Origin of the sequence: Propionivibrio sp. (genome assembly GCF_049316945.1) — a bacterium.
Classification (GTDB): Bacteria; Pseudomonadota; Gammaproteobacteria; order Burkholderiales; family Rhodocyclaceae; genus Propionivibrio.
In genome coordinates this window covers 34322-55956 of sequence record NZ_JBMOJE010000019.1, presented here as the reverse complement: position 1 = coordinate 55956, position 21635 = coordinate 34322, and the positions used below count along the sequence as shown (strand labels likewise).

At 62.3% G+C, this 21635-nt stretch carries 17 protein-coding genes; 7 read left to right on the top strand and 10 right to left on the bottom strand.

From position 1 onward, the window contains the following. The 7 genes from ACOYNV_RS06665 to ACOYNV_RS06635 form a co-directional block, all read right to left on the bottom strand. The coding region (locus ACOYNV_RS06665) for a hypothetical protein (RefSeq protein WP_422898972.1) at positions 1–1181 on the bottom strand (1181 nt) is incomplete at its 3' end. A gap of 424 nt (positions 1182–1605) precedes the next feature. Further along, on the bottom strand, positions 1606–1824 hold the full coding sequence (locus ACOYNV_RS06660) for a DUF2934 domain-containing protein (RefSeq protein WP_422898971.1): 219 nt from the start codon (positions 1822–1824) through the stop codon (positions 1606–1608). Between the two features lie 88 nt (positions 1825–1912). Then, the gene (locus tag ACOYNV_RS06655; RefSeq protein ID WP_422898970.1) at positions 1913–3562 is read right to left on the bottom strand and encodes a putative bifunctional diguanylate cyclase/phosphodiesterase; all 1650 of its coding nucleotides are present in this window, start codon (positions 3560–3562) and stop codon (positions 1913–1915) included. Between the two features lie 425 nt (positions 3563–3987). Next, positions 3988–4263, bottom strand: coding sequence for a hypothetical protein (locus ACOYNV_RS06650; RefSeq protein WP_422898969.1), 276 nt, complete (start codon positions 4261–4263; stop codon positions 3988–3990). 213 nt (positions 4264–4476) lie between these two features. Further along, positions 4477–5037 carry a cache domain-containing protein gene (locus tag ACOYNV_RS06645; RefSeq protein ID WP_422898968.1) on the bottom strand — a complete coding sequence of 187 codons (561 nt, stop codon included), beginning with the start codon at positions 5035–5037 and terminating at the stop codon, positions 4477–4479. A 76-nt stretch (positions 5038–5113) separates the two neighbouring features. Further along, on the bottom strand, positions 5114–5674 hold the full coding sequence (locus tag ACOYNV_RS06640; protein ID WP_422898967.1) for an acetate uptake transporter: 561 nt from the start codon (positions 5672–5674) through the stop codon (positions 5114–5116). A gap of 246 nt (positions 5675–5920) precedes the next feature. Further along, positions 5921–7396 carry a cobyric acid synthase gene (locus tag ACOYNV_RS06635; RefSeq protein ID WP_422898966.1) on the bottom strand — a complete coding sequence of 492 codons (1476 nt, stop codon included), beginning with the start codon at positions 7394–7396 and terminating at the stop codon, positions 5921–5923. Positions 7397–7507: 111 nt separating this feature from the next. Here ACOYNV_RS06635 and cobD point away from each other — a divergent pair, with 111 nt between their 5' ends. The 7 genes from cobD (at position 7508) to ACOYNV_RS06600 (ending at position 18689) form a co-directional block, all read left to right on the top strand. Beyond that, entirely contained in the window at positions 7508–8506 is a 999-nt protein-coding gene (cobD, locus tag ACOYNV_RS06630; RefSeq protein WP_422898965.1) for a threonine-phosphate decarboxylase CobD, read from the top strand. A 229-nt stretch (positions 8507–8735) separates the two neighbouring features. Then, positions 8736–9620, top strand: coding sequence for a cobalamin-binding protein (locus ACOYNV_RS06625; RefSeq protein WP_422898964.1), 885 nt, complete (start codon positions 8736–8738; stop codon positions 9618–9620). Between the two features lie 26 nt (positions 9621–9646). Further along, entirely contained in the window at positions 9647–9829 is a 183-nt protein-coding gene (locus ACOYNV_RS06620) for a hypothetical protein (RefSeq protein WP_422898963.1), read from the top strand. 58 nt (positions 9830–9887) lie between these two features. Further along, positions 9888–10334 (top strand): rhodanese-like domain-containing protein, encoded by a 447-nt coding sequence (locus tag ACOYNV_RS06615; RefSeq protein WP_422898962.1) that lies wholly within the window; start codon positions 9888–9890, stop codon positions 10332–10334. Positions 10335–10554: 220 nt separating this feature from the next. After that, the gene (locus ACOYNV_RS06610; protein ID WP_422898961.1) at positions 10555–13611 is read left to right on the top strand and encodes a site-specific DNA-methyltransferase; all 3057 of its coding nucleotides are present in this window, start codon (positions 10555–10557) and stop codon (positions 13609–13611) included. Positions 13612–13806: 195 nt separating this feature from the next. Then, on the top strand, positions 13807–15846 hold the full coding sequence (locus tag ACOYNV_RS06605) for an ATP-binding protein (protein WP_422898960.1): 2040 nt from the start codon (positions 13807–13809) through the stop codon (positions 15844–15846). Continuing rightward, a complete protein-coding gene (locus ACOYNV_RS06600; RefSeq protein WP_422898959.1) occupies positions 15843–18689 on the top strand; it encodes a BPTD_3080 family restriction endonuclease in 2847 nt (948 codons plus the stop codon). The genes ACOYNV_RS06605 and ACOYNV_RS06600 overlap by 4 nt, the downstream gene beginning before the upstream one ends. 174 nt (positions 18690–18863) lie before the next feature. Here ACOYNV_RS06600 and bluB read toward each other — a convergent pair whose 3' ends face one another. Genes bluB through cobO form a run of 3 tightly spaced genes read right to left on the bottom strand, consistent with a single transcriptional unit; the run spans position 18864 to position 21484 of the window. Continuing rightward, entirely contained in the window at positions 18864–19553 is a 690-nt protein-coding gene (gene bluB / locus ACOYNV_RS06595) for a 5,6-dimethylbenzimidazole synthase (protein ID WP_422898958.1), read from the bottom strand. 12 nt (positions 19554–19565) lie between these two features. Beyond that, positions 19566–20858: a cobyrinate a,c-diamide synthase gene (locus tag ACOYNV_RS06590; RefSeq protein WP_422898973.1), complete on the bottom strand. Its 1293-nt coding sequence runs from the start codon at positions 20856–20858 to the stop codon at positions 19566–19568. Between the two features lie 2 nt (positions 20859–20860). Further along, on the bottom strand, positions 20861–21484 hold the full coding sequence (cobO, locus tag ACOYNV_RS06585; RefSeq protein ID WP_422898957.1) for a cob(I)yrinic acid a,c-diamide adenosyltransferase: 624 nt from the start codon (positions 21482–21484) through the stop codon (positions 20861–20863). Positions 21485–21635 lie beyond the last annotated feature (151 nt).

The following is a 21635-nucleotide window of genomic DNA, read 5'->3' as shown; positions in this document are numbered from 1 at the left end:
CGCCTCCAAACCCTTGCGCCATCAGGGGGGCGCGGTTCGTGCGTCAGGGTTGCCGCCAGGGCCCGGTCATTGACTTCCTGCAGACGGTCGTTGCTGTCGAGAATTCCGGCCAGAAAACTGGACTGCTGGAACAGCGCGCTGAACAGCGCTTCGCGATGGGCCAGCTGCCGGGCATTGCTGTCGGCCTGAGTGCCAAGCCTGGCGAAGTGGTTGATGGCGAAGCCGAAAATCAGCACCAGCAGCGCCGCCAGCCCGCCGGCATTGGCCGCCTGCAGGCGCCAGGCGGCGAGGTAATGGTTCTCGGCCATGGCCACCTGGACGTAGAACGGATAGCCGACCAGCTTGCGGAAGGAGGCGATGCGCTCAATCCCGTCGGTGCTGGCCGTGTAGGTCAGTGTTGCCACCGCTTCGCCGGCGTCGATGCGCTGGCGGATCGGATTGTTCATGGGCAGCGGCTGATTGAAGTTCTTCTCGCCCCCCGGCGGGAGCGGATAACGCAACAGCAGCTTGCTATCGTCACTGCGCCGGATCAGCGTCACTCCGCCGGGGCCGACATCGATGCCGCCAAAAAGTCCGGCGTATTCATCGAGGTTGATCAACAAGGTAGCGACCCCGATGAAGCGACCGCTGCCGTCACGCACGGCCCTGACCAGACCCAGCGCCCAGTGCCCGGTCGAACGTGAAATCAGCGCTTCGGTAAAAATGATCCCGGCCTTGGGGTCGTCGCGCAAGGGATTGAAATAGGCCCGGTCGGTGATGTTGAAACGGGGCGTCGCCGGGCTCGATGAATAAAGCAGATCGCCTTGCGCGTCGAACAGGTTGGTTACTGCCACCTGCGGAAATTTCTCCAGCAGCCCGGCCATGCGTGCCGACTGGGTCGCGTTGTTGGTCGCCACGGCGGACTGCTGCATCTGCTCCGGGAGCACCTCGGCGACGATGAAGTCAAGCACCGCCGAAGCGCGCTCAAAGTCACCATGCACCCGCGATTCCATGGCCAGCACCAGGTTGCGGGTGGAAACTTCGGCCGCCTGCACCGCCTGATGACGACCCGCCCACAGGAGGTAGGCGAGCATGACCAGCAGGCAGGCCAGAGCGGCGGTCAGCAACCCGAGATAGACCCGGGTTCGGTGCCCACCAGAAGCGGCCGCTTCGGGTATCGGCGAGGAAGCTTTCGTATTCATAGGCTCGAAAGGAGAAAAGCACTACGCGCAATATCGGCCAGCCGCAGGCCGTCCTGATGATTGCGTCAAGCACTGTGCGCTATTACTTAAGTGATGGCAATCAATAACTGCAGGAATTCAGTCTGCGGAAAGATGCAGACCTGCCGATTTATTTTGCGTGGATGTCGCGCCGGCGACTCTCGAACCTCCCCTGGCCCTTTGGGATGACCAGCGACTTGACTGCCGTCTATTGTCAGCCTGGTCGAGCGGCTGGCAGTTTCATCAGAGGGGTCGGGGCGGGATGGGGATTTCGCGGAGCATGCTCCGCGCCCATTGAGCGATTCCGGCTGCCAAGCCGGAATGCGCCCTGCCAGGAAGGGAGACGGGCAGGGCTTTCATTACATGGGGTGCCTGACAAAGCCATGCCCGTTGGCCGCAACTGCATTCATTTTTCACCGAGCAACAAACGCTTCACCTCGGCTTCGGCCTGGAGCCAGTCGGACATCTCGTTTCCGGGCGCAAAGTCGCGCCACTTGGCATTGAAATAAGCCGCTTCGGCGATCATTTGCTGATAATGGTCATCGCCTGGCAACCGATCAGGATTGTCCGCTCCGCATCTTTGCTGCGAACCGCTGTTGTTATCAGACTGACTCCGGTTATTCATTTGCATCTCCTGATGGAAGTTGGGTGGCAAAGCAGGAAAGGTTGCGCCTCAGGCATTATCTTTTACAGCGATGCGCCTGCCGCTGTGTTCATGTCCGCCAGCTTTCCGGCGGCAGCGGCAAATCTTCGCGGACGACAGCAGGCAGGTTGACCCAGGCCGGGTCGGGGCGCCAGTCCGACGCCCAAGCCGGGAGGTCGGCGGCCGGCATCGGAAGGGCAATGATGTTGCCCTGGGCCAGTTCACAGCCGAGGTGCAGCAGCGCCGCGCCGTGCTCGACGGTGTTCACACCTTCGGCGATGAACTGGCGGCGGAAGGCTCTGGACATGCCGAGCACGTTCTCGATGACGGCCAGGCCGTGCGGGCCGTCGAGCATGTCGCGCACCAGGCACGGTTTGGTCTTGAGCTGCGTGACCGGCAGCCGTTTCAGGCAGGTCAGCGAGGAATCGCCGGTGCCGAAGTCATTCAGCGCGCAGCTCACCCCGATCTCCCGGCAGGACTTGATGACTCGGGATACGCCGGGCAGGTCTGCCGGGACGCCGGGTTCTTGCAGCCCCAGCCCCAGGTCGCCCGGCCTGACGCCCGGATGCAAGGCCAGGATTTCACGCAGACGCCGGGCGAAGTCGACCTGCTGCAACTGGCGGGCGCCAACATTGACGCTGACCGGGATGCTCACCCCGGCTTCCCGCCAGGCGTCCACTTGGGCCAGCGCGGTGTCGATCACCCACTCGCCCAGTTCGATGGCCAGCGGATCATCCTCGATCACCGGCAGGAAAGCGGCGGGCGGCAGGAGGCCTTTTTTCGGGTGCTGCCAGTGGATCCGTGCCTCGGCGCCGATCACCTTGCCGCTGCGCATGTTGACCCTGGGCTGGTAATGCAGCACGAATTCGCCGGCAACGAAGGCGCGGTGGATGCACTCAAGGCTTTCCTGGCGAACGCGGACCTCGCGCTCCGGCTTGCCGGCCGGACTGTCCTTGAACATGGGCTGGTCGACCTGAAGCAGGAACTGGTCGGCTTCCACGTCTTCCGCCTGTGGATAAAAGGTGACGCCGAGACTGGCCGAGACCTGCAGCACCAGGTCGCCGGCGTGTACCGGCCGGACGGCGGCGGCGAGCAGGCGGGTGAGCAGCGGCACGCCACTGGCGGCATCGGTCAGGTCGAGCAGCACGGCAACGAACTCGTTGTCGCCGAAGCGGGCGAGCGGATCGCCTTCACGCAGCGCCTGCTGCATGCGGTTGGCCACGGTCATCAGCGACTGGTCGGCGGCTGTATAAACGTGGCGCTCGTTGATCGACTTCATGTAACCGAGGTTGCGATGGGCCATGGCCAGCCGTTGTCCGCGCCGCCGGGCCTGGGCCATGGTCTGGTGCATGCGGTCGGCGAGCAGCACGCGGTTGGACCGGGCGCTCAGTGCATCGCAATTGGCAAGATGGTCGAGTTGTCGCTCGTGCGCCTTGAGCAAGGTGATGTCGGAGAACAGCGCCACGTAGTGCTGTATCCTGCCGCTCGCATCGCGCACCGCGCTGATGGCCTGCATCTCGGCGTAGATTTCGCCGTTCTTGCGCCGGTGCCAGACTTCGCCGTACCAGTGGCCTTTCTTGACCAGATCGCGCCACAAGACCGCGTAAAATCCTTTTTCCTGATACGCGGAACCAGGGGGGCGCGGGTTCTGGCCGAGGACTTCGCTGCGACTCAAGCCGTCGCTGGCTGCGCTCATCGTGCTGTGCGCGACGGTGTTCATGACGACTTCACGCGCCGGGTTGCGAATGGCCAGCCGGGGAACAAACGGGAGATGAACATATTCATCGCTCCAGAATCAATTGGGCAAGGCCTGGCAAAAACAGCAAAGTTGTTGAACCTGAAATGCACGATTGTTCACCGCAAAGGTGATTTTTTGTTGAATACCCTGAATACGTTAGTTTACTACCTATTTCAGGGTAATTCAAACATCCAAGAGCCTAATTAACCTTAAAACCTCAGTTTAACCACGGCGAACACGGCGGGCACAGCGAAAAGCCTCAGTTTTTTAGGATTTCATGGCTCACCCAAAGGGTGAATCATGAAAATATTGCAAGTCATTGATTTCCCGCTGTCCCTCTTCAGGGAGGCTGCGCGCTGTTCGCCGTGTTCGCTGTGGTCAACTGCCTTTTCTAGGATTAACAAGGATTAGGCATTTTTGCTTGCCGGAGCGTCAGGCCAAACGACCGCACGGCGATCGGTGACTCCGCTGGCCGCCTGGCCGTCATTGCCCTGCGGACGCGCTACGGTTTCGGCCATTGCGCTTGGCCACTGGCTGGCCTTTTCCGGTACGGCCAATGAGAGCCTCCGATACTTGCCGTGAAAGTCGCGCCGGCGACTCTCGAACCTCCCCTCGCCCTCCGGGATAACCAGCGACTTGACTGCCGTCTTTTGGCAGCCTGGTCGAGTGGCTAAGAGTTTCATCAGAGGGGTCGGGGCGAGATGGGAATTTCGCGGAGCATGCTCGGCGCCCATTGATCGATTCCGGCTGCCAAGCCGGAATGCGCCCTGCCAGGGAGGGAGACGGGCAGGGCTTTCATAACTTGGGGTGCCTGACAAAGCCATGCCCGTCAGGCAGGACTCAAGCCCGGGATGCGCAAATTTCGCACACCCCGGTATCGAACGGCAGGCGACTGCCTAGTGGGCGGGGTATTTCGTCGGATCGGACATCTTCTCGGCAATCTTGGTCACTTCGGCAAGCGTGACTTTGTCGTCGTACACTCCGGCAGCGACCTGGATTCCGGTCGAGAAAGACATGTCGGCGGTCAGCGTATAGGTCAGCTTGCGCGACACGCGCCCGGCCCCGGGACGCGTCCACACATACTCGACCCAGCCGCCACGCGGCGGCGAACCGGTCTTGCACAGTTCCTTGAAGATGTACTTGCCGTTGTTGTCGGTGATTTGCATTATCGGCAGGCCAACCAGATCCGGGCGCATCGGATGGGCGACCATCCGGTCAAGGCGACAGTCGAAGGCGAAGACATAGCTGTCTTTCCATACCCAGGGACCATCCTTGCTGTTAAGCGAAGCAAAGCCGGAGCCGCCTTTGTCCTGCAGAAACTTGGCCGCAGAGCGCACCTTGGTGATGGCTTCGTCGGGCGTTGCCGACTCCTCGACGGCAACGGGCGGCGCGGCGCAGGCCAGACCGGCAAACATTGAAAGCAGCAACGAAAGTACGCTATTCCTGATCAGTAGCATTTCAACTCCTCGAAATTATTCAAAAATATTCCATGCGTCGGCATGGAAGAAAACTGGCATGAAGTTCCCGATTCGGTCAAATCCAGGGCTTGCCGACCGGGAGCACGTCGCGACCGAAGACGTCGGCAAAAATCAGGTGCGCCATGATGTACCACGCCATGGCGGCAGTTACCATCAGCTCGTAGCCGGCCACCACGGTCAGCTCGGGATAGCCGAAATGCGCCAGATCGAGAAGGATGAAGCCGATCAGCAGCAGGGTAAAGGTCAGTGCCAAAGCGCCACTGATGCGCATCGAGCCGATCCAGAGAATGGTGGTAAACAGGGTCCACGCGACCAGAAACCAGCCGATGTCGGTCTTGCTTGAAACGTAGATATTGAAGTGGTTGCCGATCAGCATCAAGGCCAGCGAGATCCAGAAGCAGCCGTAGGCGGTGAAGGCGCAATAGCCGAAGTTGTTGCCGGTTTTCATTTCCTGGAACCCGGCCACCATCTGCGCCAGGCCACCGAAGATCAAGCCCAGCCAGATGACCGGACCGATTCCCATCCACCCCACATTATGGAACTGCAGCATCATCGTCGTCAGGCCGAAACCTGCCAGACCGACGATCGCGGGATTTCCCAATTTCTGCTCTGCCATTTTGCCACTCCCTGTTGTTGAACAAATCTGTAACTTGATCGCAACTCTGTGCCCGTCCCCAGACAGAGTCAGTTGTTTGATCAGGCGAAAATATTGTCTCGAATTGTCATTATTATTTATGAATTTTACACAGCGTAATTTCAGGCTCGATCCGTTTGCTGACCGCTTCGCTTATCAAGCATGGGTTCTGGAAGATATTACCGCAAATGTAAAGCTTTCGTAATATCTACTTTACACTGGGTGCAATTAAAGTGCAGTCGGAATCCACTTGGCAAGCTGGCGCAGATCCATGCTTTCTTCCACGGCGTCAGCCAGGCGGTTGAGATCCTGCTCGCGCCGTTGGCGTGGGTCGAAAGTGAGCGTCGGCTGGTGCCCGGCCCAGGTCAGTAGCGCCGCCAGGGCTTCCGGCAGATCGAACAGGCCATGGCAGTAGGTGGCCAGAATCTGCCCGTCATCCGACAGCGCGCCATCCGGCTTGCCGTCGAGTTGTGCGGCCGGGTTGGCCAGCGCGGCGCCCTGCGTTACGCCCATGTGAATCTTGTAGCCAGCGACTGCGGCGGCGCCCGGCAACGCCAGTTTTCCGCTGACGTTCTCCAGCGTTTTTTCTGCCGCCAGCGTCGTCTCGTAAGCGAGCCAGCCGAGGCCGCTGACGCTGCCCGGCGCACCTTCCAGCCCGAGCGGGTCGTGCAGTGCCCGGCCGAGCATTTGCAAACCGCCGCAGATGCCGATCACCTTGCCGCCATAACGCAGATGGCGGCGGATCGCTTCTTCCCAGCCCTGGGCGCGCAACCACGCCAGATCGGCCTGCACCGCTTTCGATCCGGGCAGCACGATGAGGTCGCAGGGCGGCGGCACATCGTTCGGGCCGATGAAACGGAAGTCCACTTCAGGATGGAAGCGCAGCGGGTCGAGGTCGTTGTGATTCGAGATGCGCGGATAGACCGGCGCGATGACGCGCAATTTCGGCGCATCCTTTTTCTCCGTCTCGCGTGGCAGCGCGTCTTCGGCATCGAGGTAGAGGCCGTGCAAGTAAGGCAGCACGCCGAGTACCGGCTTGCCGGTGCGCTCTTCCAGCCAGCGCAGGCCTGATTCGAGCAGACCGATGTCGCCGCGAAAACGGTTGATGACGAAACCGACGACCCGCGCCTGCTCGGTTTCCGAAAGCAGATCGAGGGTGCCGACCAGGTGCGCAAAAACGCCCCCGCGGTCGATGTCGGCAATCAGGATCACCGGGCAATCGACGACTTCGGCGAAACCCATGTTGGCGATGTCGCGCTCGCGCAGGTTGATTTCGGCCGGGCTGCCGGCGCCTTCGACCAGCACGCATTCGTATTGCGCACACAGGCGCTCGTAGGATTCGAGCACGGCCTTCATCGCCCGCGGCTTGTACTCGTGATAATCGCGGGCGTCGAGATCGGTCAGCGCCTTGCCGTGGATGATCACCTGCGCGCGCTTGTCGGTCGACGGTTTCAGCAGTACAGGGTTGAAATCGCTGTGCGCCTCCAGTCCGGCAGCCAGCGCCTGCAGCGCCTGGGCGCGGCCGATTTCGCCGCCATCGACGGTAACCGCCGAATTGAGCGCCATGTTCTGCGGCTTGAATGGCGCAACGCGGATGCCGCGGCGATGCAGGATGCGGCACAAGGCGGCGACCAGCGTGGTTTTTCCGGCATCGGAGGTGCAGCCCTGAATCATCAGGGTGGGTGCTTTATTCGGCTTGTTCATGGTAATCATCGTAAAATTGGCGGCTTTGCTGCCCAGATTTTCTCATGTCCGCTGCCTTATCTCTCATTTGCCTCTTTTCTCCCGAACCGTTCCTCTGCCGCAGGCTGGCTCATGCTTGAACACGGCGGCCGGCTGCGCGCTGCGGCGCGGCAGTACGAAATCCCCTTGACCGACTGGATCGACCTGTCGACCGGAATCAACCCCAATGGCTACCCGGTGCCAATACTCGATCCGGCCTGCTGGCAGCGCCTGCCCGAAGAGGAAGACGGCCTCGAAGCGGCTGCGGCGGCGTATTACGGCAACCCGCGCCTGCTCGCCCTGCCCGGCTCGCAGGCCGCCATCCAGATCCTGCCGGCGCTTTTCCCGCCGGTCGCCGTGGCTTGCCTGACGCCGATTTACGAAGAGCATCCGCAGGCCTGGGCACGGGCCGGGCACAAGGTGCGCCGCCTGCAACCCTTGTCGCGTGCTTTGTCAGCGGCGACACCGAACATCCTGCTGTGCAATCCCAACAACCCGACGGCCAGCACGCTGCCGCGCAGCGCCGTGCTCGATGCCGCTGCGCAGCTGCAGCGCCGGGGCGGCTGGCTGATTGTGGACGAGGCTTTTGGCGACGCCGATCCGGACAACTGTCTGGCGCCGCTGGCCGGCAGCGAGCAGGCGCCCAATCTCATTGTGCTGCGCTCGCTCGGCAAGTTTTTCGGTCTGGCCGGCGCGCGTGTCGGCTTCATTTTCGGCGCGGCGGAAAAGCTCGATCGTCTGCGCGAAGCGCTCGGCCCGTGGTCGCTGTCTGGTCCGGCGCGTGCGGTGGCTCGCCATGCCCTGGCCGACAGCGCCTGGCAAATTCAGGCGCGGTTTGCTCTGGCTGGCGCTGCCCAACGTCTGGCAACGCTGCTCGCACCGCTCGGCGAAGTCAGCAGCACCGCGCTTTTCTCCACGGTAGCGACAGCGAAAGTTGTAGAACTCTTTGAGCACTTCGCTTGCCATGCCATCCTGACCCGCTGTTTCGACACCCACGGCCTGCTGCGTATCGGCCTGCCCGCCAATGAAGCCGAATGGCAGCGCCTCACGCAGGCCGTCAACATTAAACCCTCATTCAACACAGAGAATTAGTCTCCTATGGCTGAACTCGTTACAAAACGTGAGCAGAATTCTCCGTATACTCCCCTCGCCCACTTGTGGGAGAGGGGTTGGGGGAGAGGGTGATTGAGCGCTTGCCGTGGCGAAAACCACCCTCTCCCCGACCCTCTCCCACAAGTGGGCGAGGGGGAAAACCGGGGCGCGCTGCTGGGCTTTTCTGGTTCCGGCCTGCCCAGCTTAGGACCACCGAATGGACACCATCATGCTGAAACCTCTGCTGCTTTGCTCGCTGCTTGCCGCCTTCAATCTCGCCCGCGCCGACGTTTCGGTGATTGACGACAGCCGCACCGCGGTGAGCCTGACACAACCGGCCAGGCGCATCATCAGCCTGGCGCCGCATGTCACCGAGACGCTGTTCGCCGCCGGCGCCGGCGAGCGTGTCGTCGGCACCGTCGAGTACAGCGATTACCCGGAAGCTGCGAAGAAAATACAACGCATCGGCGGCTATTCGCGCCTCGACCTTGAAGCCGTGGTGGCGCTCAAGCCCGATCTGATCGTCGCCTGGCAGAGCGGCAACGCCGCCGCGCATGTCGACAAATTGCGTGCGCTCGGTTTCCCGCTCTACGTCTCGCAGCCCAACCGCATTGAAGACGTGGCCAGCGAACTCGAACGCCTCGGCGTGCTGGCTGGAACAAGCACCGTCGCCAATAAAGCCGCCAGCCAGTTTCGCGAGCGCCTGGCCGGCTTGCAGAAGCGCTACTCGGGCCGTCCGCCGGTACGCACCTTTTACCAGATCTGGAAGCAACCGCTGATGACCATTGGCGGCAAGCAGATCATCTCCGACGTGGTGCGTTTGTGCGGCGGCGAAAACGTCTTCGCCAAGCTGGAAACCATGGCCCCGACGGTCACCGTCGAGGCGGTGATTGCCGCCAATCCCGAGGCCATCATCGCCAGCGGCATGGGCGAATCGCGCCCGGAATGGCTCGACGACTGGAAACCGTGGACGTCGATCACCGCCGTCGCCCGCGACAACCTCTTCTTTGTCCAGCCCGAGTTGATCCAGCGCCACACGCCACGCCTGCTCGATGGCGCCGAGCGCCTGTGCCAGCACCTCGAAACCACGCGCAGCCGGAGGCCGGTGAAATAACGAACATGAAGAATCGCGAGGTTTTTATGAGTGCACATACGATTGATACCGCCATGGATCGACGCATGGTCGAAGCCGCCGCCTACGATAAATGGTTTCGTTCGCAGGTACAGGCCGGCATCGATGATCCGCGCCCGAGTATTCCGCATGAACAGGTTGTGGCCGAGTTCGCTGAGCGCCGCACGGCGTTGCGCCAGACTATGTCGTGATCTATTTTTGCAGTATGTCGGCTATGCCCGTTAACAACTTGACCTGAAAGGAGTCCCCATGATCAAGCAAGCCGTTGTTACCACCCTGCTCAGCCTTGCCGCCCTGGGCGCACACGCCGAGGTGGTGAATATCGACAATGCTGAACTGGCACGCCTGGTCGCCAGCGGCGTTGCCATCATCGACATTCGCACCGCAGGCGAATGGAAGGAAACCGGCATCATCGCCGGCAGCAGACTGCTCACCTTCTTTGACGAAAAAGGTCGTTCCGATGCGCCGGCCTGGCTGGAGAAAGCAAAACTGGTGGCCAAGCCGGAGCAACCGGTCATCCTCATCTGCCGCAGCGGCAACCGTACCCGTGCGGCAACGCAGTTCCTCTCCCAGCAGGCCGGCTACAAAACCGTCTATAACGTCAGCGGCGGCTTGAATGCCTGGGCCAGGGAAGGCCGCGCCGTCGTCCCGGCGAGCAGCGCGGTAGCCGTCTGCGCAGCGGGTGCACGCTGCTGAATGGTGAATGGTGGCCAGCAACGATAGGCTGCAAGCCGCTTCAAACGGCGTTCTACAGAGTGGCAGGCTGAACAGCGAATAAATACGCCACTCTTCAGGCATGAAGGCTGTAGACCGCCTATCCATGCGGCCTGCAGTTAATCAGCCCGGACGACATGCTTTTCGACTAGCATGATCGCTTGCCGAAAACCTCTCGGCGATTACCCTTGATGCCCAGCCCATGACCAACAAACCTGACGCCGCGATGCTTGAACCCGACTCATCCGATGCATTCGATCTCGCCGTGCAGCAGGCGCCAGCTGCCGCGCTGGAGCGGCGCCAGCGCAAAGCGGCGGCCAACCCGTCGCAGCCCGGCGCCAGCGGCAACAGTGGCGAAGGCACGCAGATTATCTCCTACCGCCACGCCGACAAGCGCAAGAACAACCCGGAAGTCGGCATGGTGACGCCGATCACCGACCCCGACGACCATAAAAACCGCTGGGCCTACGACCCGCACATCGACCCGGCGCTGGCCTTCGACAGCGGCCGCGCGGCGATTGAAACGCTGATCGACGACGCGCTGGAATCCGATGACCCGGCCACCCTGCGCGCCGCGCTGGAAGAGCTGAAGCGCCGGCAGGCGCCCTACCTCAACTGGGCCGGCAAGGCCGAACGCACCAGCTTCGACGTTGATACCGTCTCGCTGCATGTGCATGAGCGCATCGACCCGGCGAGCATCCTCTCCGCCGTGCGCAAAGCCATGCACCCCTCGCCCGCTCGCGGGAGAGGGGCCGGGGGAGAGGGAAAACCCGCCGGCAAAGGCGCCGGCCAGCCCGTTCCCAGCTACATCCAGCCCGGCCTGTTCGACGCCCCGTTCGAAAACCTGCCACTGCGCGACGCCATCGACTTCTACCGCCACGAGCGCGGCTGGGCCAACCGCCTGGTCGCCGGCGACAGCCTGCTGGTGATGAACAGCCTGCTGCAAAAGGAAAGCATGGCCGGCCGCGTGCAGATGATCTACATCGACCCACCCTACGGCATCAAATACGGCTCCAACTTCCAGCCCTTTGTCGGCAAGCGCGACGTCAAAGACCGCGCCGACGCCGACCTGACGCAGGAGCCGGAAATGATCAAGGCCTTCCGCGACACCTGGGAACTGGGGATTCACTCCTACCTGACCTACCTGCGCGACCGGCTGCTGCTGGCGAAGGAATTGCTGAGCGAAAGCGGCAGCGTGTTCGTGCAGATTTCGGACGAGAATTTGCACCACGTTCGGGAGATCATGGATGAGGTGTTTGGGGCGGAGAATTATTGCTCCACGATCCAGGTACAAAAGACCGGAAGCCAAGAGGGTGCATTGCTTGGAGCAACAGTTGATTTTCTGGTTTGGTATGCCAAAGCAAAAACGGCGGTGAAATATCAGCAACTTTACTTACCGCGCAGCCAAGGCGACAAATCCTTTACTCGCTATGACTTTATAGAACTGCCGGGAGGGGCGTCGCGGCGGCTCACTCGTGACGAGCTATTTGGTCAAGTTTGTATACCGGTAGGCAAGGCCTACCGGTATACAAGCCTAATATCAGATGGTCAGTCGTCAACCGAACAGTTGTTTACCTTTCGCCACCGCGAGTTCAGACCAAAAGCAACTTCTCATTGGAAAACAAACGTGGCTGGATTGACTCGGCTTGCCAAAGTGGGCCGAGTTGAAGACGCAAGCATGACAATCCGCTATAAACGGTATCTTGACGATTTTCCAGTAATTCCTGTCGATGACCGTTGGGAATCCATGCAGATTGGCAAGGAGTTAATGTACGTGGTGCAAACCGCAGAACGTGTCATCGAACGCTGCGTTTTGATGACTACCAACCCCGGCGATCTCGTCCTGGACCCAACGTGTGGGAGCGGCACGACTGCCTTTGTCGCCGAGAAATGGGGGCGGCGCTGGATCACCTGCGATACCTCGCGTGTCGCCGTGACGCTGGCCAAGCAGCGCTTGCTGACGGCCAGCTACGATTACTTCGAGCTGCGCTATCCGCACGAGGGCTTGAAGGGCGGTTTCATCTACAAGACGGTGCCGCACGTGACGCTCAAATCAATCGCCAACAATCCGGAGATCGACGAGATTCATGCGCGGCTGTGGCCGGCGGTCGAGGCGGCGCTGGCGGCGTTGAATGCGGCGCTGGCCCTCTCCCCAACCCCTCTCCCACAAGTGGGCGAGGGGCTCAAGGAATGGGCGGTGGCGTTTGATTTTCCGGATGACTGGCCGGCGGCGGCGCGCGGGGCGTTCGACGCTTTCCACGCGGCGCGGCAGGCGCTGCAGCGGCAGATGGACGCGTCGATTGCGGCGCATGCCGATCAGGAAATTCTTTATGACCAGCCGGCGGTGGCCAGGAACAAGCTGCGCATCACCGGACCATTCACCGTCGAGGCGGTGCCTTTCCCGAGCGTCAAGTCGCTGGAAGACGGCCAGCACGCAGTCGGCAGCGCTAATACGGCGGATGCGAGCATGGCGCGCAGCGGCCATTCCGGTCGCCAGCATGAGTGGCGCGACGAGTTGCTGAAGGCGGGGATTCGCGGCAAGGGCGGGCAGATGCTCAAGTTCGCCGAGTTGGAGACGCTGCCGGATTGCCCGAACCTGCCGCTGTCCGGGCATCTCGATTCGGGCGAGCGGGTGGTGGTGAGCTTCGGCCCGGAGCACGCGGCGCTGGAGCAGCGGCAGGTGGCCAATGCGCTGAACGAGGCCGGCAGCCTGTTCCCGCTGCCGAAGATGATCATTTTTTGCGCCTTTGCCTTCGACCCGGAAGCGGCCAAGGATATCGATTGCCTGAAGGGCATCACGGCGCTCAAGGCGCAGATGAACATCGATTTGCTGACTGAGGATTTGAAGAAGGCGCGCGCCAGCAACCAGAGTTTCTGGCTGATGGGGCAACCGGATGTCGAGGTGCGGGCGTTAAAAGACGGGCGCTTCGAGGTGGAAGTTAACGGCTTCGATTACTTCGATACGGTGCATGGCGAGCTGGTTTCCGGCGGCAAGAGCCGCATCGCGCTGTGGGCGCTGGATACCGATTACGACGAGCGCTCGCTGTTCCCGCGTCAGGTGTTTTTCCCGATGGCCGGCAAGGGCGAGGGCTGGGAGAAGCTGAAGAAGAATATCCGCGCCGAGCTGAACGAAGAACTGCTTGAGCAATTTCACGGCACGGTGAGTCTGCCTTTTGCCGCCGGCGATAATCGCAAGATCGCGGTGAAGATCGTCGATGACCGGGGGATCGAGTCGTTGAAGGTGATGGTGCTGGCGTGATGGCAGTGGGTCATGTTGAAGCACACGGCGAAGCCCTCACCCCGACCCTCTCCCGCGGGAGAGGGAGCAAAACGGAGCATCCCGCAGGCGGTGGAGGCATGATTAACCCTCTCCTGCGGGAGAGGGTGCGCGGCAGCGCGGTGAGGGCCGGTTGTGTGACGACTGGTTTGGCGACAATTTGCGGGATTGGTGGCGATGAGTGAGCAACCTGAACCTTTCGACGAGCTGACGTTTTTCGAGGGCGTGGATCTGGAATACAAGTCGGCCAGGGGCGGGCTGCCGGGTGATTTGTGGGAGACCTACAGCGCGTTTGCCAATACCGAGGGCGGTACGCTGTGGCTCGGCGTGGCGCAGGATGATGATGATCTGGTGGTGCACGGCCTGGCGCATCCCGAAAAGATGGTGTCGGACTTCTGGAACACGGTGAACAATCGCGGCAAGGTGTGCGTGAACCTGCTCAAGTCGTCCGATGTTGAAATTTTGCCGGTGCCGGATGCGGCAGGGCGCGTGGTGCGTGTGGTTCGTATTTTCGTGCCGCGCGCGGATCGTCGGCAACGACCGGTGTTTCTTGGTTCCGATCCGTTTCGCGGCACCTTCCGGCGCAATTACGAGGGCGATTACCGGTGCTCCGATTCCGAGGTGCGGCGGATGTTTGCCGATCAGTCGGAGGATCCGGCAGACAGCCGCCTGCTCGATGGCTTTACGCTGGACGATCTGGACCCGGAGTCGCTGCGCCAGTTTCGCAACCGCTTTGCGTCGATCCGGCCGGGACATGCGTGGCTGGCCGAGGACGATACCGGGCTGTTGCAAAAGCTCGGCGGCTGGCGGCGTGATCGAGCCAGCGGGCGCGAGGGGCTGACCGTCGCCGGCTTGCTGATGTTCGGCCGCGAGCAGGCGATTCGCGATCCGGCTGCCGTACCCGGCTTCCATCTCGATTACCGCGAGCGTTTTTCCGACGATCCGGCGCTGCGCTGGACGGACCGGCTGACACTGGATGGAACCTGGGAGGGTAACGTCTTCCAGTTTTACCAGAAGGTGATGTTCAAGCTGTCGTCCGGCCCCGGCATCAAGCGGCCTTTCCAGATTGATGGCGAAGGTTATCGCGTTGCCGGTACGGCGCTCGGCGAGGCGCTGCAGGAGGCGTTGGTCAATGCCCTGATCCATGCCGATTATGCCGGCCAGGGCGGTATCGTGATTGACCGTTATAGCGACCGGCTGGCGTTTTCGAACCCCGGTTCGCTGCTGGTTTCACGCGAGCAGTTGTTGCAGGGCGGCGTCAGCGAATGTCGGAACAAGTCCTTGCAGCAGATGTTCCAGATGCTCGGGGCAGGCGATAAGGCCGGTTCGGGCATCGACCGCATTCGCGCAAACTGGCAGGCGGAAAGTTGGCAGTCGCCCGGCCTGCACGAGACGCAGCGCCCGGACCGGGTGGCGCTTGAGCTGCCGATGACCAGCACTTTTCCCGACGGTACGCTGGAAAAACTCCAGCAGCGTTTCGGCGAGCCTTTCGCGACGCTGGCCGCTGACGAGGTGCGGGCCCTGGCCACCGCGCACGTTGAGGGAGAGATCAGCAACCAGCGCCTGCAAGACATGCTGGCGCTGCATCGCGTCGATATTACGCAGATGCTGCGTGGCCTGGTGCGCAAGGGTTTGCTCAGGGCCGAAGGTGTCGGGCGGGGCAGGCACTACGCGATTTCTGGCGCGGCAGCGGAGGGAGCTCCCCCCATTAGCGTCGGAGCTCCCCCCATTAGCGTCGGAGCTCCCCCCATTAACGCCGGAGCTCCCCCCACTAGCGCCGGAGCTCCCCCCACTAGCGCCGGAGCTCCCCCCACTAGCGCCGGAGCTCCCCCCACTAGCGCCGGAACTTACCCCCATAGCGCCGGGCAAGCGGGGGATGTCATCTATTTCAATGCCGCAACTTCGGCCGAATGGCGTTCGTTTGCCGAGCCAAGGCTGATGGCCTTGGCCGAGTCGGTGCGCAAGCAGAAACGTGCCAAACCGGAAGTGGTGCGCAACGTGATTCTGGCGCTGTGCGCCAAGGAATTCCTGACACTGCAGCAGTTATCCATGTTGCTTGGACGCTCGGCCGAAAAATTGCAAGAGCGCAACATAGCGCCGCTGGTGCGCGAAAACCTGTTGACCTTGCGCTTCCCGGATACGCCGACGCATCGGGAGCAGGCGTATCGCACTCGCCCGGGCAATGATCAAGGCAGGAATCAAGGTAAAAGCCCATGAGCGCATCGAACTCCCCTCACTCGCTGATCATCAACTCGCCGTTCGAGCCGCCGACGCATCACTGGTTGCGCTCGGATGAACGCAAGCTAAATCTGGCAGCCGGTCGTCGTCCGGCGGGCTACGAGATTTTCGATACGCGCAACAATACGGTGCGCGGTGTCGAGCTGGAGCTGGTCAATCGCATTCGCCAGCGTGTTGATGAATGGCGGGCGGCGGATTTTCCGGGAATCACTTCGGTAACGCGTGGGCTGCTGGTGCATTGGCTGGATTCGACGGTGCGCGATCACCCGTTCTATTTCTGTCAACTGGAAGCCATTGAGACGCTGATCTGGCACGTTGAAGCCGCGCCCGAGTTCAAGCAGGGTGTCGCCGTGCCGGGCGACGGCGGAGCCTGGGAGCGTCTGTGCAACAAGATGGCGACGGGCAGCGGCAAGACGGCGGTGATGGCCATGATCATCGTCTGGCAGGTGTTGAACGCGCTGACCTATCCGAAGCGCAGCCGCGATTTCGGGCGCGCGGTGTTGATCGTGGCGCCGGGGCTGACGGTGAAGGAGCGCTTGCAGGTGCTGTTGCCGGGCCATCCGGATAACTGCTACGACGAGTTTTCGATCTGCCCGAACGAGGCGCAACGCCAGAAGCTGAATCAGGCGGCGATCCTGATCGAGAACTGGCATAGCCTGATGCCGCTCAAGGCGCAGGAGCGTTCGGTGGTGAGAAAGGGCGCCGAGAGTGACGAGGCGTATGTGCGCCGGGTGCTGGGCAAGTTGTCCGGCTTCCGGGATTTGCTGATCATCAACGACGAGGCGCACCACGCTTACCGCAAACCGGCTGAAAGCAAGGTCAGCAAGAAGGATGCTGAGGCGCTGGGCATCGATCTTGAGGAGGCGACGCGCTGGATCGAGGGGCTGGACCGCATCCACAAGATGCGCCGCATCGGACGCTGTTTCGACCTTTCGGCGACGCCCTTTGCGCCGACCGGCAAGACGAGCACGGAGTCGGCGCTGTTCGCGTGGGTGATTTCGGACTTCGGGCTGAACGATGCGATCGAGGCCGGGCTGGTGAAAACGCCGCGCGTGGTGATCCGCGATAACGCGCTGGCCAACGCGCAGACTTACCGCAGCAAGCTGTATCACCTGTACCGCGAGCCGGAGGTGGCGGAAGACCTGAACCGTCGCGGCGCGCAAGCCCACGAGGCGTTACCGCAGATTGTCCAGGAAGCCTATACGCTGCTCGGCGCAGACTGGCGAGAGGTACGTGCCGGCTGGTTAGCGAAAGGGCATGTTTCGCCGCCGGTGATGTTGACAGTGTGCAACCGCACCGAGACGGCGGCGCGTGTCGAACATTATTTCGCGCAGGGCGACGCCTACTGGCCGGAATTGCAGGCGCGGACGAAAACGCTGCGCGTCGATTCGCGCGTGCTGGAGAAGGCCGAGCTGGGTGAATCGGCCGCCAGCGACAAGGCTTACGAGGCGGTTTTACAGGACATTCTGGAAGCCGCCAGCATTCCCGAGTCGCGCAAGGCGGAACTGCGCGGGCTGAAGAAGGAGGAGTTGCTGCGGGCGATGGTCGATAACGTCGGCAAGCGGAACAGCGCCGGGCAGGATCTGCAAAACGTGATTTCGGTGGCCATGCTGTCGGAAGGCTGGGATGCCCGGAATGTGACGCACATCATGGGCCTGCGCGCCTTCACCAGCCAGTTGTTGTGCGAGCAGGTGATCGGCCGCGGTCTGCGCCGCGTGGCCTATGACACGGAGACGGTGCGCTGCCCGGACGGCAAGGAGCGCGAGCTGTTCCGACCCGAATTCGTCAATGTGTTCGGCGTGCCGCTGTCGATCTTCCAGGATGTCGGCGATGGCGGCGATGCACCACCGCCGCCGAAGCCGAGTATACAAATTGAGACCCTCCTGGAGCGCAGCGAGCTGGAAATCAGTTGGCCAAATGTGCTGCGCATCGATGTCGTCGTGCGGCCGGAACTGGTGGTCGATTGGTCGACGATGCCGGTGCTCCGGCTTGACCCGGCGCAGATACACGTCAGCGCCGACCTCGCCCCGGCGCTCGGCGGCGCGGCCGATCTGGCCAAGGCGGTGAGCATCGATCTGGAGAAGCTGCCCGAGGAATTCCGCTTGCAGCGCTTGCTGTTCGTGGCGGCGCGCAAGGCCTTTGCCGAACTCCAGCACAATTTCAGCGGCAGCCGGGAGTATCTGCTGTTCCAGTTGATCCGCCTGGTTGAAACCTTCGTCGAGTCGAAGCGGCTGGAGATTCCGTCACTGTTCCATCAGGAACCATTGCGCAAGCGCATCCTCATCGCGCTTTCGCTCGACAGCATCGTGCAGCATGTTCTGGCCCAGGTTCAGGAACACAGCAGCGAGCGCCTGGAGCCGGTTTTCGATCAGGAATTTCCGATTGGCTCGACGCGTCTGATGCGCACCTGGTATTCGACCAAGCCATGCGTTGCCACGCGTAAATCGCAGATCAGCCATGCCGTTGCCGACAGCACCTGGGAGGACTACACAACGAAGGTGCTGGAGAGTCGCGATGAGGTCACGGCCTACGCCAGGAATGACCACCTCGGTTTCCAGATTCACTACCTCTGGCGCGGCAGCCGGCGTCGCTTCGTGCCGGATTTCCTGATTCGGCTGGTCAATGGCAAGACGCTGGTGCTGGAGATCAAGGGCGAGGATTCCGAGCAGAACCAGGCCAAACGCGCGGCCCTCGATGCCTGGGTGAAAGGCGTCAATGCCAAGGGCGGCTTCGGCCGCTGGTGCTGTGACGTGGCGTTTGAACCGGCGAGGATTCACGATATTCTGGCCGGGCATGGGCAGGGTGAAGATGGTCACGACTGAACCGCTCTTCAGGCACCTGTCGGGTTAGGCGATGAAACCGCTAACCCGACATACCAAGGCTGTAAGCCGCGTCAATTGGCGTTCTACAGAGTGCAATCTTCTACATCAAGAAAATACGCCAACCTTCAGGCATATAGGCTGTAAACGGCCTATCCACGCGGCTTTCAGCCATGTTCAATAGGCCGCTGGCGTCGGCAGCGCGCCTTCCGGCCAGCGGTTCTCGAACAGCACTTGCGCCATGTCGAGGCGCTTGCCCCAGCCGGCGTCTTCGAACATCGGGCGCGGGTAGAAGGCTGGCACGTGACCGATGCACAGGATGCCGAGAGGATACGCGCCTTCCGGCAAACCGAGCAGATCCCCAAGCGCCTGCGGTTCGAAGAAGGATACCCAGCCGAGCCCGACGCCTTCGGCGCGAGCCACCAGCCACATGTTCTGGATGGCGCAGCCGACCGAAGCGATGTCCATCTCGGGCAGGGTGCGGCGGCCGACGATGTGCTGTTCCCGGCCGTGCATGAGCGTCACCACCAGCAACTCGGCGCAGTCGTGCATGCCTTCGATCTTCACCTTGAGGAATTCGTCGTTGCGCGTTGGCAGTGCCGCTGCGGTGCGCTGCCGTTCGCTTTCCACCTGCGCCTGCATGGCGCTACGCAACGCCGGGTCAGTGACTCGGATGAAGCGCCAGGGCTGCATGTAGCCGACCGAGGGCGCGAGGTGCGCGGCCAGCACCAGTCGCTCGATCAGTCCCTCGGGCAGGGGCTTGGCCTCTGCCACCGGCAGGAAGTGGCGCATGTCGCGGCGTTCGCGCAGCGCGCGCCAGAGGGCTTCGATTTCGGCGTCGCTGTAGCGGTGGTCTTGAGCAGGCATGTGCGGCCTCGGTTAAACGAGAAACAGCCGGGCGGCGGCTTCCGGATTGGATGGAAAGTAGAGGTGCATGTAGCTTGCCGTTAGCCGCTGACGGCGATAGACGGCCTCGCCTTGTCGGCCATCCGATCGGGTTGTCAAGACCAGAACGGGAAGCGGGGTTTCGGCGTGCGAATAGTGGAAGGTGTGACCGCGCAAGGTCCCTTCGGGGAGGTCGACTTCCTGCAAACCGAGCGCGGCAAGGCGTTTCTGCATCGTCACCTGGCCCGGCAGCAGGCCGCCGACGGCGTGGCGCTGGCCGTCGATGTCGATTAGCGTAGCGAACAGCGCCATCATGCCGCCGCATTCGGCGAGCAGCGGCTTGCCGGCGTCGACGTGGGCAGCGAGCGCGGCCCACAGGGCGCGATTGTCGGCGAGCGCTGCGGCATGCAATTCGGGGTAACCGCCGGGCAACCAGACGGCGTCGCACTCGGGCAGCGTCTGATCGACGAGCGGCGAGAAGAATTCGAGCCGAGCACCGAGTGCATTCAGGCAGTCAAGATTGGCCGGGTAGAGAAAGCAGAAGGCGGCATCGCGGGCGATGGCGATGGTTTTGCCGGCGAGTAGCGGCGGGATGGCAGGGGCCGGTGTTTCAGCGAAAGTCACCGGCGGCGGCAAGGCAGCGGCGGCGGTCGTTGCCAGCAGGTCGGCCATGCGGTCGATGCGTTGCGCCAGGTTTTCGATTTCAGCGGCCGGCAGCAGGCCGAGATGGCGCTCCGGCAGTTCAGCATCGGCGTCACGCGGCAGGTGGCCGTACCAGGCGATGTCGGGCGGCAGGCTCTGTTCCAGCAACTCGGCGTGATAGGCGCTGCCGACGCGGTTGGCGAAGGCGGCATTGACCTGGGTGCCCGGCCGGAAGTGCCTGAGTCCGTAGGCGATGGCGCCGAAACTGGTAGCCATCGACGAGCCGTCGATCACCGCCAGAATCGGCAGTCCAAGGCGGGCGGCAAGTTCGGCGGCGGTCGGTTCGCCGTCGTAAAGTCCCATCACGCCTTCGACCAGGATCAGGTCGGCGTCCGCTGCCGCTTCAGCCAGCCGCCACGCCGCATCGGCCTCGCCGCACATCCACAGGTCGACGTTGTAGCACGGCGATCCGCTGGCGATGGCGTGGATTTGCGGATCGAGAAAATCCGGCCCGCATTTGAAGACGCGCACCTTGCGCCCCTGCCGCGCATGCAAGCGGGCGAGCGCGGCGACGACGGTGGTCTTGCCCTGGCCGGAGGCCGGAGCGGCAACAAAAAGGGCTGGGCATTGCGCCTCATTTGCCATCACTACCACTCCAGTCCGGGCATGGCTTTGACGCCGGCCTTGAAGGCGTGCTTGACCAGCGTCATGTCGGTCACCGTGTCGGCCGCGTCGATCAGCGCCTCGGGCGCGCCGCGCCCGGTGATGATGACGTGCTGCAGGCGCGGGCGGGCGGCCAGCGCTGCAAGAACCGGCGCGACATCGAGCCAGCCGTATTTCAAGGCATAGGTGAATTCGTCGAATACGACGAGGCCGATTTCGGGGTTGGCCAGGTAGCCGCAGGCGATAACCCACGCGGCACGGGCGGCGGCAGCGTCACGCGCGCTGTCTTGCGTTTCCCAGGTAAAACCTTCGCCCGAGACATGCCAACTGATGCTGCCCGGAAACATTTCGGCGACACGCCGGTAGAAGCCCTCTTCGCCGGTATCGGAACGTCCCTTGACGAACTGGATCACCGCCACTTTCATGCCGTGGCCGAGCGCGCGGGCGACGACGCCGAACGCCGCCGATGATTTCCCCTTGCCGTTGCCGGTGTTGATCACCAGGACGCCGCGCTCTTCCTGTGCGGCAGCGATCTTTTCGTCGACGACCGACTTCTTGCGGGCCATGAGCGCATGGTGGCGGTCGTCCTTGCCTTGCTCTTGGCTCATCCTGAAACCCTCGGTTGACTGTGACTAATTGACCGCAACTCCAGGTTTGACGAGTGTTTAGCCCTCACCCCAACCCTCTCCCGCGGGGAGAGGGGGTTTACTCCCTTCTCCCCGCGGGAGAAGGGCCGGGGATGAGGGCTTGCGACATTGG

What these genes read in the sequence shown, in the direction of transcription:
- ACOYNV_RS06645 (WP_422898968.1), bottom strand. Translation starts at nt 5,037, where the DNA reads ATGCTACTGATCAGGAATAGCGTACTTTCGTTGCTGCTTTCAATGTTT.
- ACOYNV_RS06610 (WP_422898961.1), top strand. Translation starts at nt 10,555, where the DNA reads ATGACCAACAAACCTGACGCCGCGATGCTTGAACCCGACTCATCCGAT.
- ACOYNV_RS06660 (WP_422898971.1), bottom strand. Translation starts at nt 1,824, where the DNA reads ATGAATAACCGGAGTCAGTCTGATAACAACAGCGGTTCGCAGCAAAGA.
- bluB (WP_422898958.1), bottom strand. Translation starts at nt 19,553, where the DNA reads ATGCCTGCTCAAGACCACCGCTACAGCGACGCCGAAATCGAAGCCCTC.
- cobD (WP_422898965.1), top strand. Translation starts at nt 7,508, where the DNA reads ATGCTTGAACACGGCGGCCGGCTGCGCGCTGCGGCGCGGCAGTACGAA.
- cobO (WP_422898957.1), bottom strand. Translation starts at nt 21,484, where the DNA reads ATGAGCCAAGAGCAAGGCAAGGACGACCGCCACCATGCGCTCATGGCC.
- ACOYNV_RS06615 (WP_422898962.1), top strand. Translation starts at nt 9,888, where the DNA reads ATGATCAAGCAAGCCGTTGTTACCACCCTGCTCAGCCTTGCCGCCCTG.
- ACOYNV_RS06600 (WP_422898959.1), top strand. Translation starts at nt 15,843, where the DNA reads ATGAGCGCATCGAACTCCCCTCACTCGCTGATCATCAACTCGCCGTTC.
- ACOYNV_RS06655 (WP_422898970.1), bottom strand. Translation starts at nt 3,562, where the DNA reads ATGAACACCGTCGCGCACAGCACGATGAGCGCAGCCAGCGACGGCTTG.
- ACOYNV_RS06635 (WP_422898966.1), bottom strand. Translation starts at nt 7,396, where the DNA reads ATGAACAAGCCGAATAAAGCACCCACCCTGATGATTCAGGGCTGCACC.
- ACOYNV_RS06625 (WP_422898964.1), top strand. Translation starts at nt 8,736, where the DNA reads ATGCTGAAACCTCTGCTGCTTTGCTCGCTGCTTGCCGCCTTCAATCTC.
- ACOYNV_RS06620 (WP_422898963.1), top strand. Translation starts at nt 9,647, where the DNA reads ATGAGTGCACATACGATTGATACCGCCATGGATCGACGCATGGTCGAA.
- ACOYNV_RS06590 (WP_422898973.1), bottom strand. Translation starts at nt 20,858, where the DNA reads ATGGCAAATGAGGCGCAATGCCCAGCCCTTTTTGTTGCCGCTCCGGCC.
- ACOYNV_RS06640 (WP_422898967.1), bottom strand. Translation starts at nt 5,674, where the DNA reads ATGGCAGAGCAGAAATTGGGAAATCCCGCGATCGTCGGTCTGGCAGGT.
- ACOYNV_RS06650 (WP_422898969.1), bottom strand. Translation starts at nt 4,263, where the DNA reads ATGAAACTCTTAGCCACTCGACCAGGCTGCCAAAAGACGGCAGTCAAG.
- ACOYNV_RS06605 (WP_422898960.1), top strand. Translation starts at nt 13,807, where the DNA reads ATGAGTGAGCAACCTGAACCTTTCGACGAGCTGACGTTTTTCGAGGGC.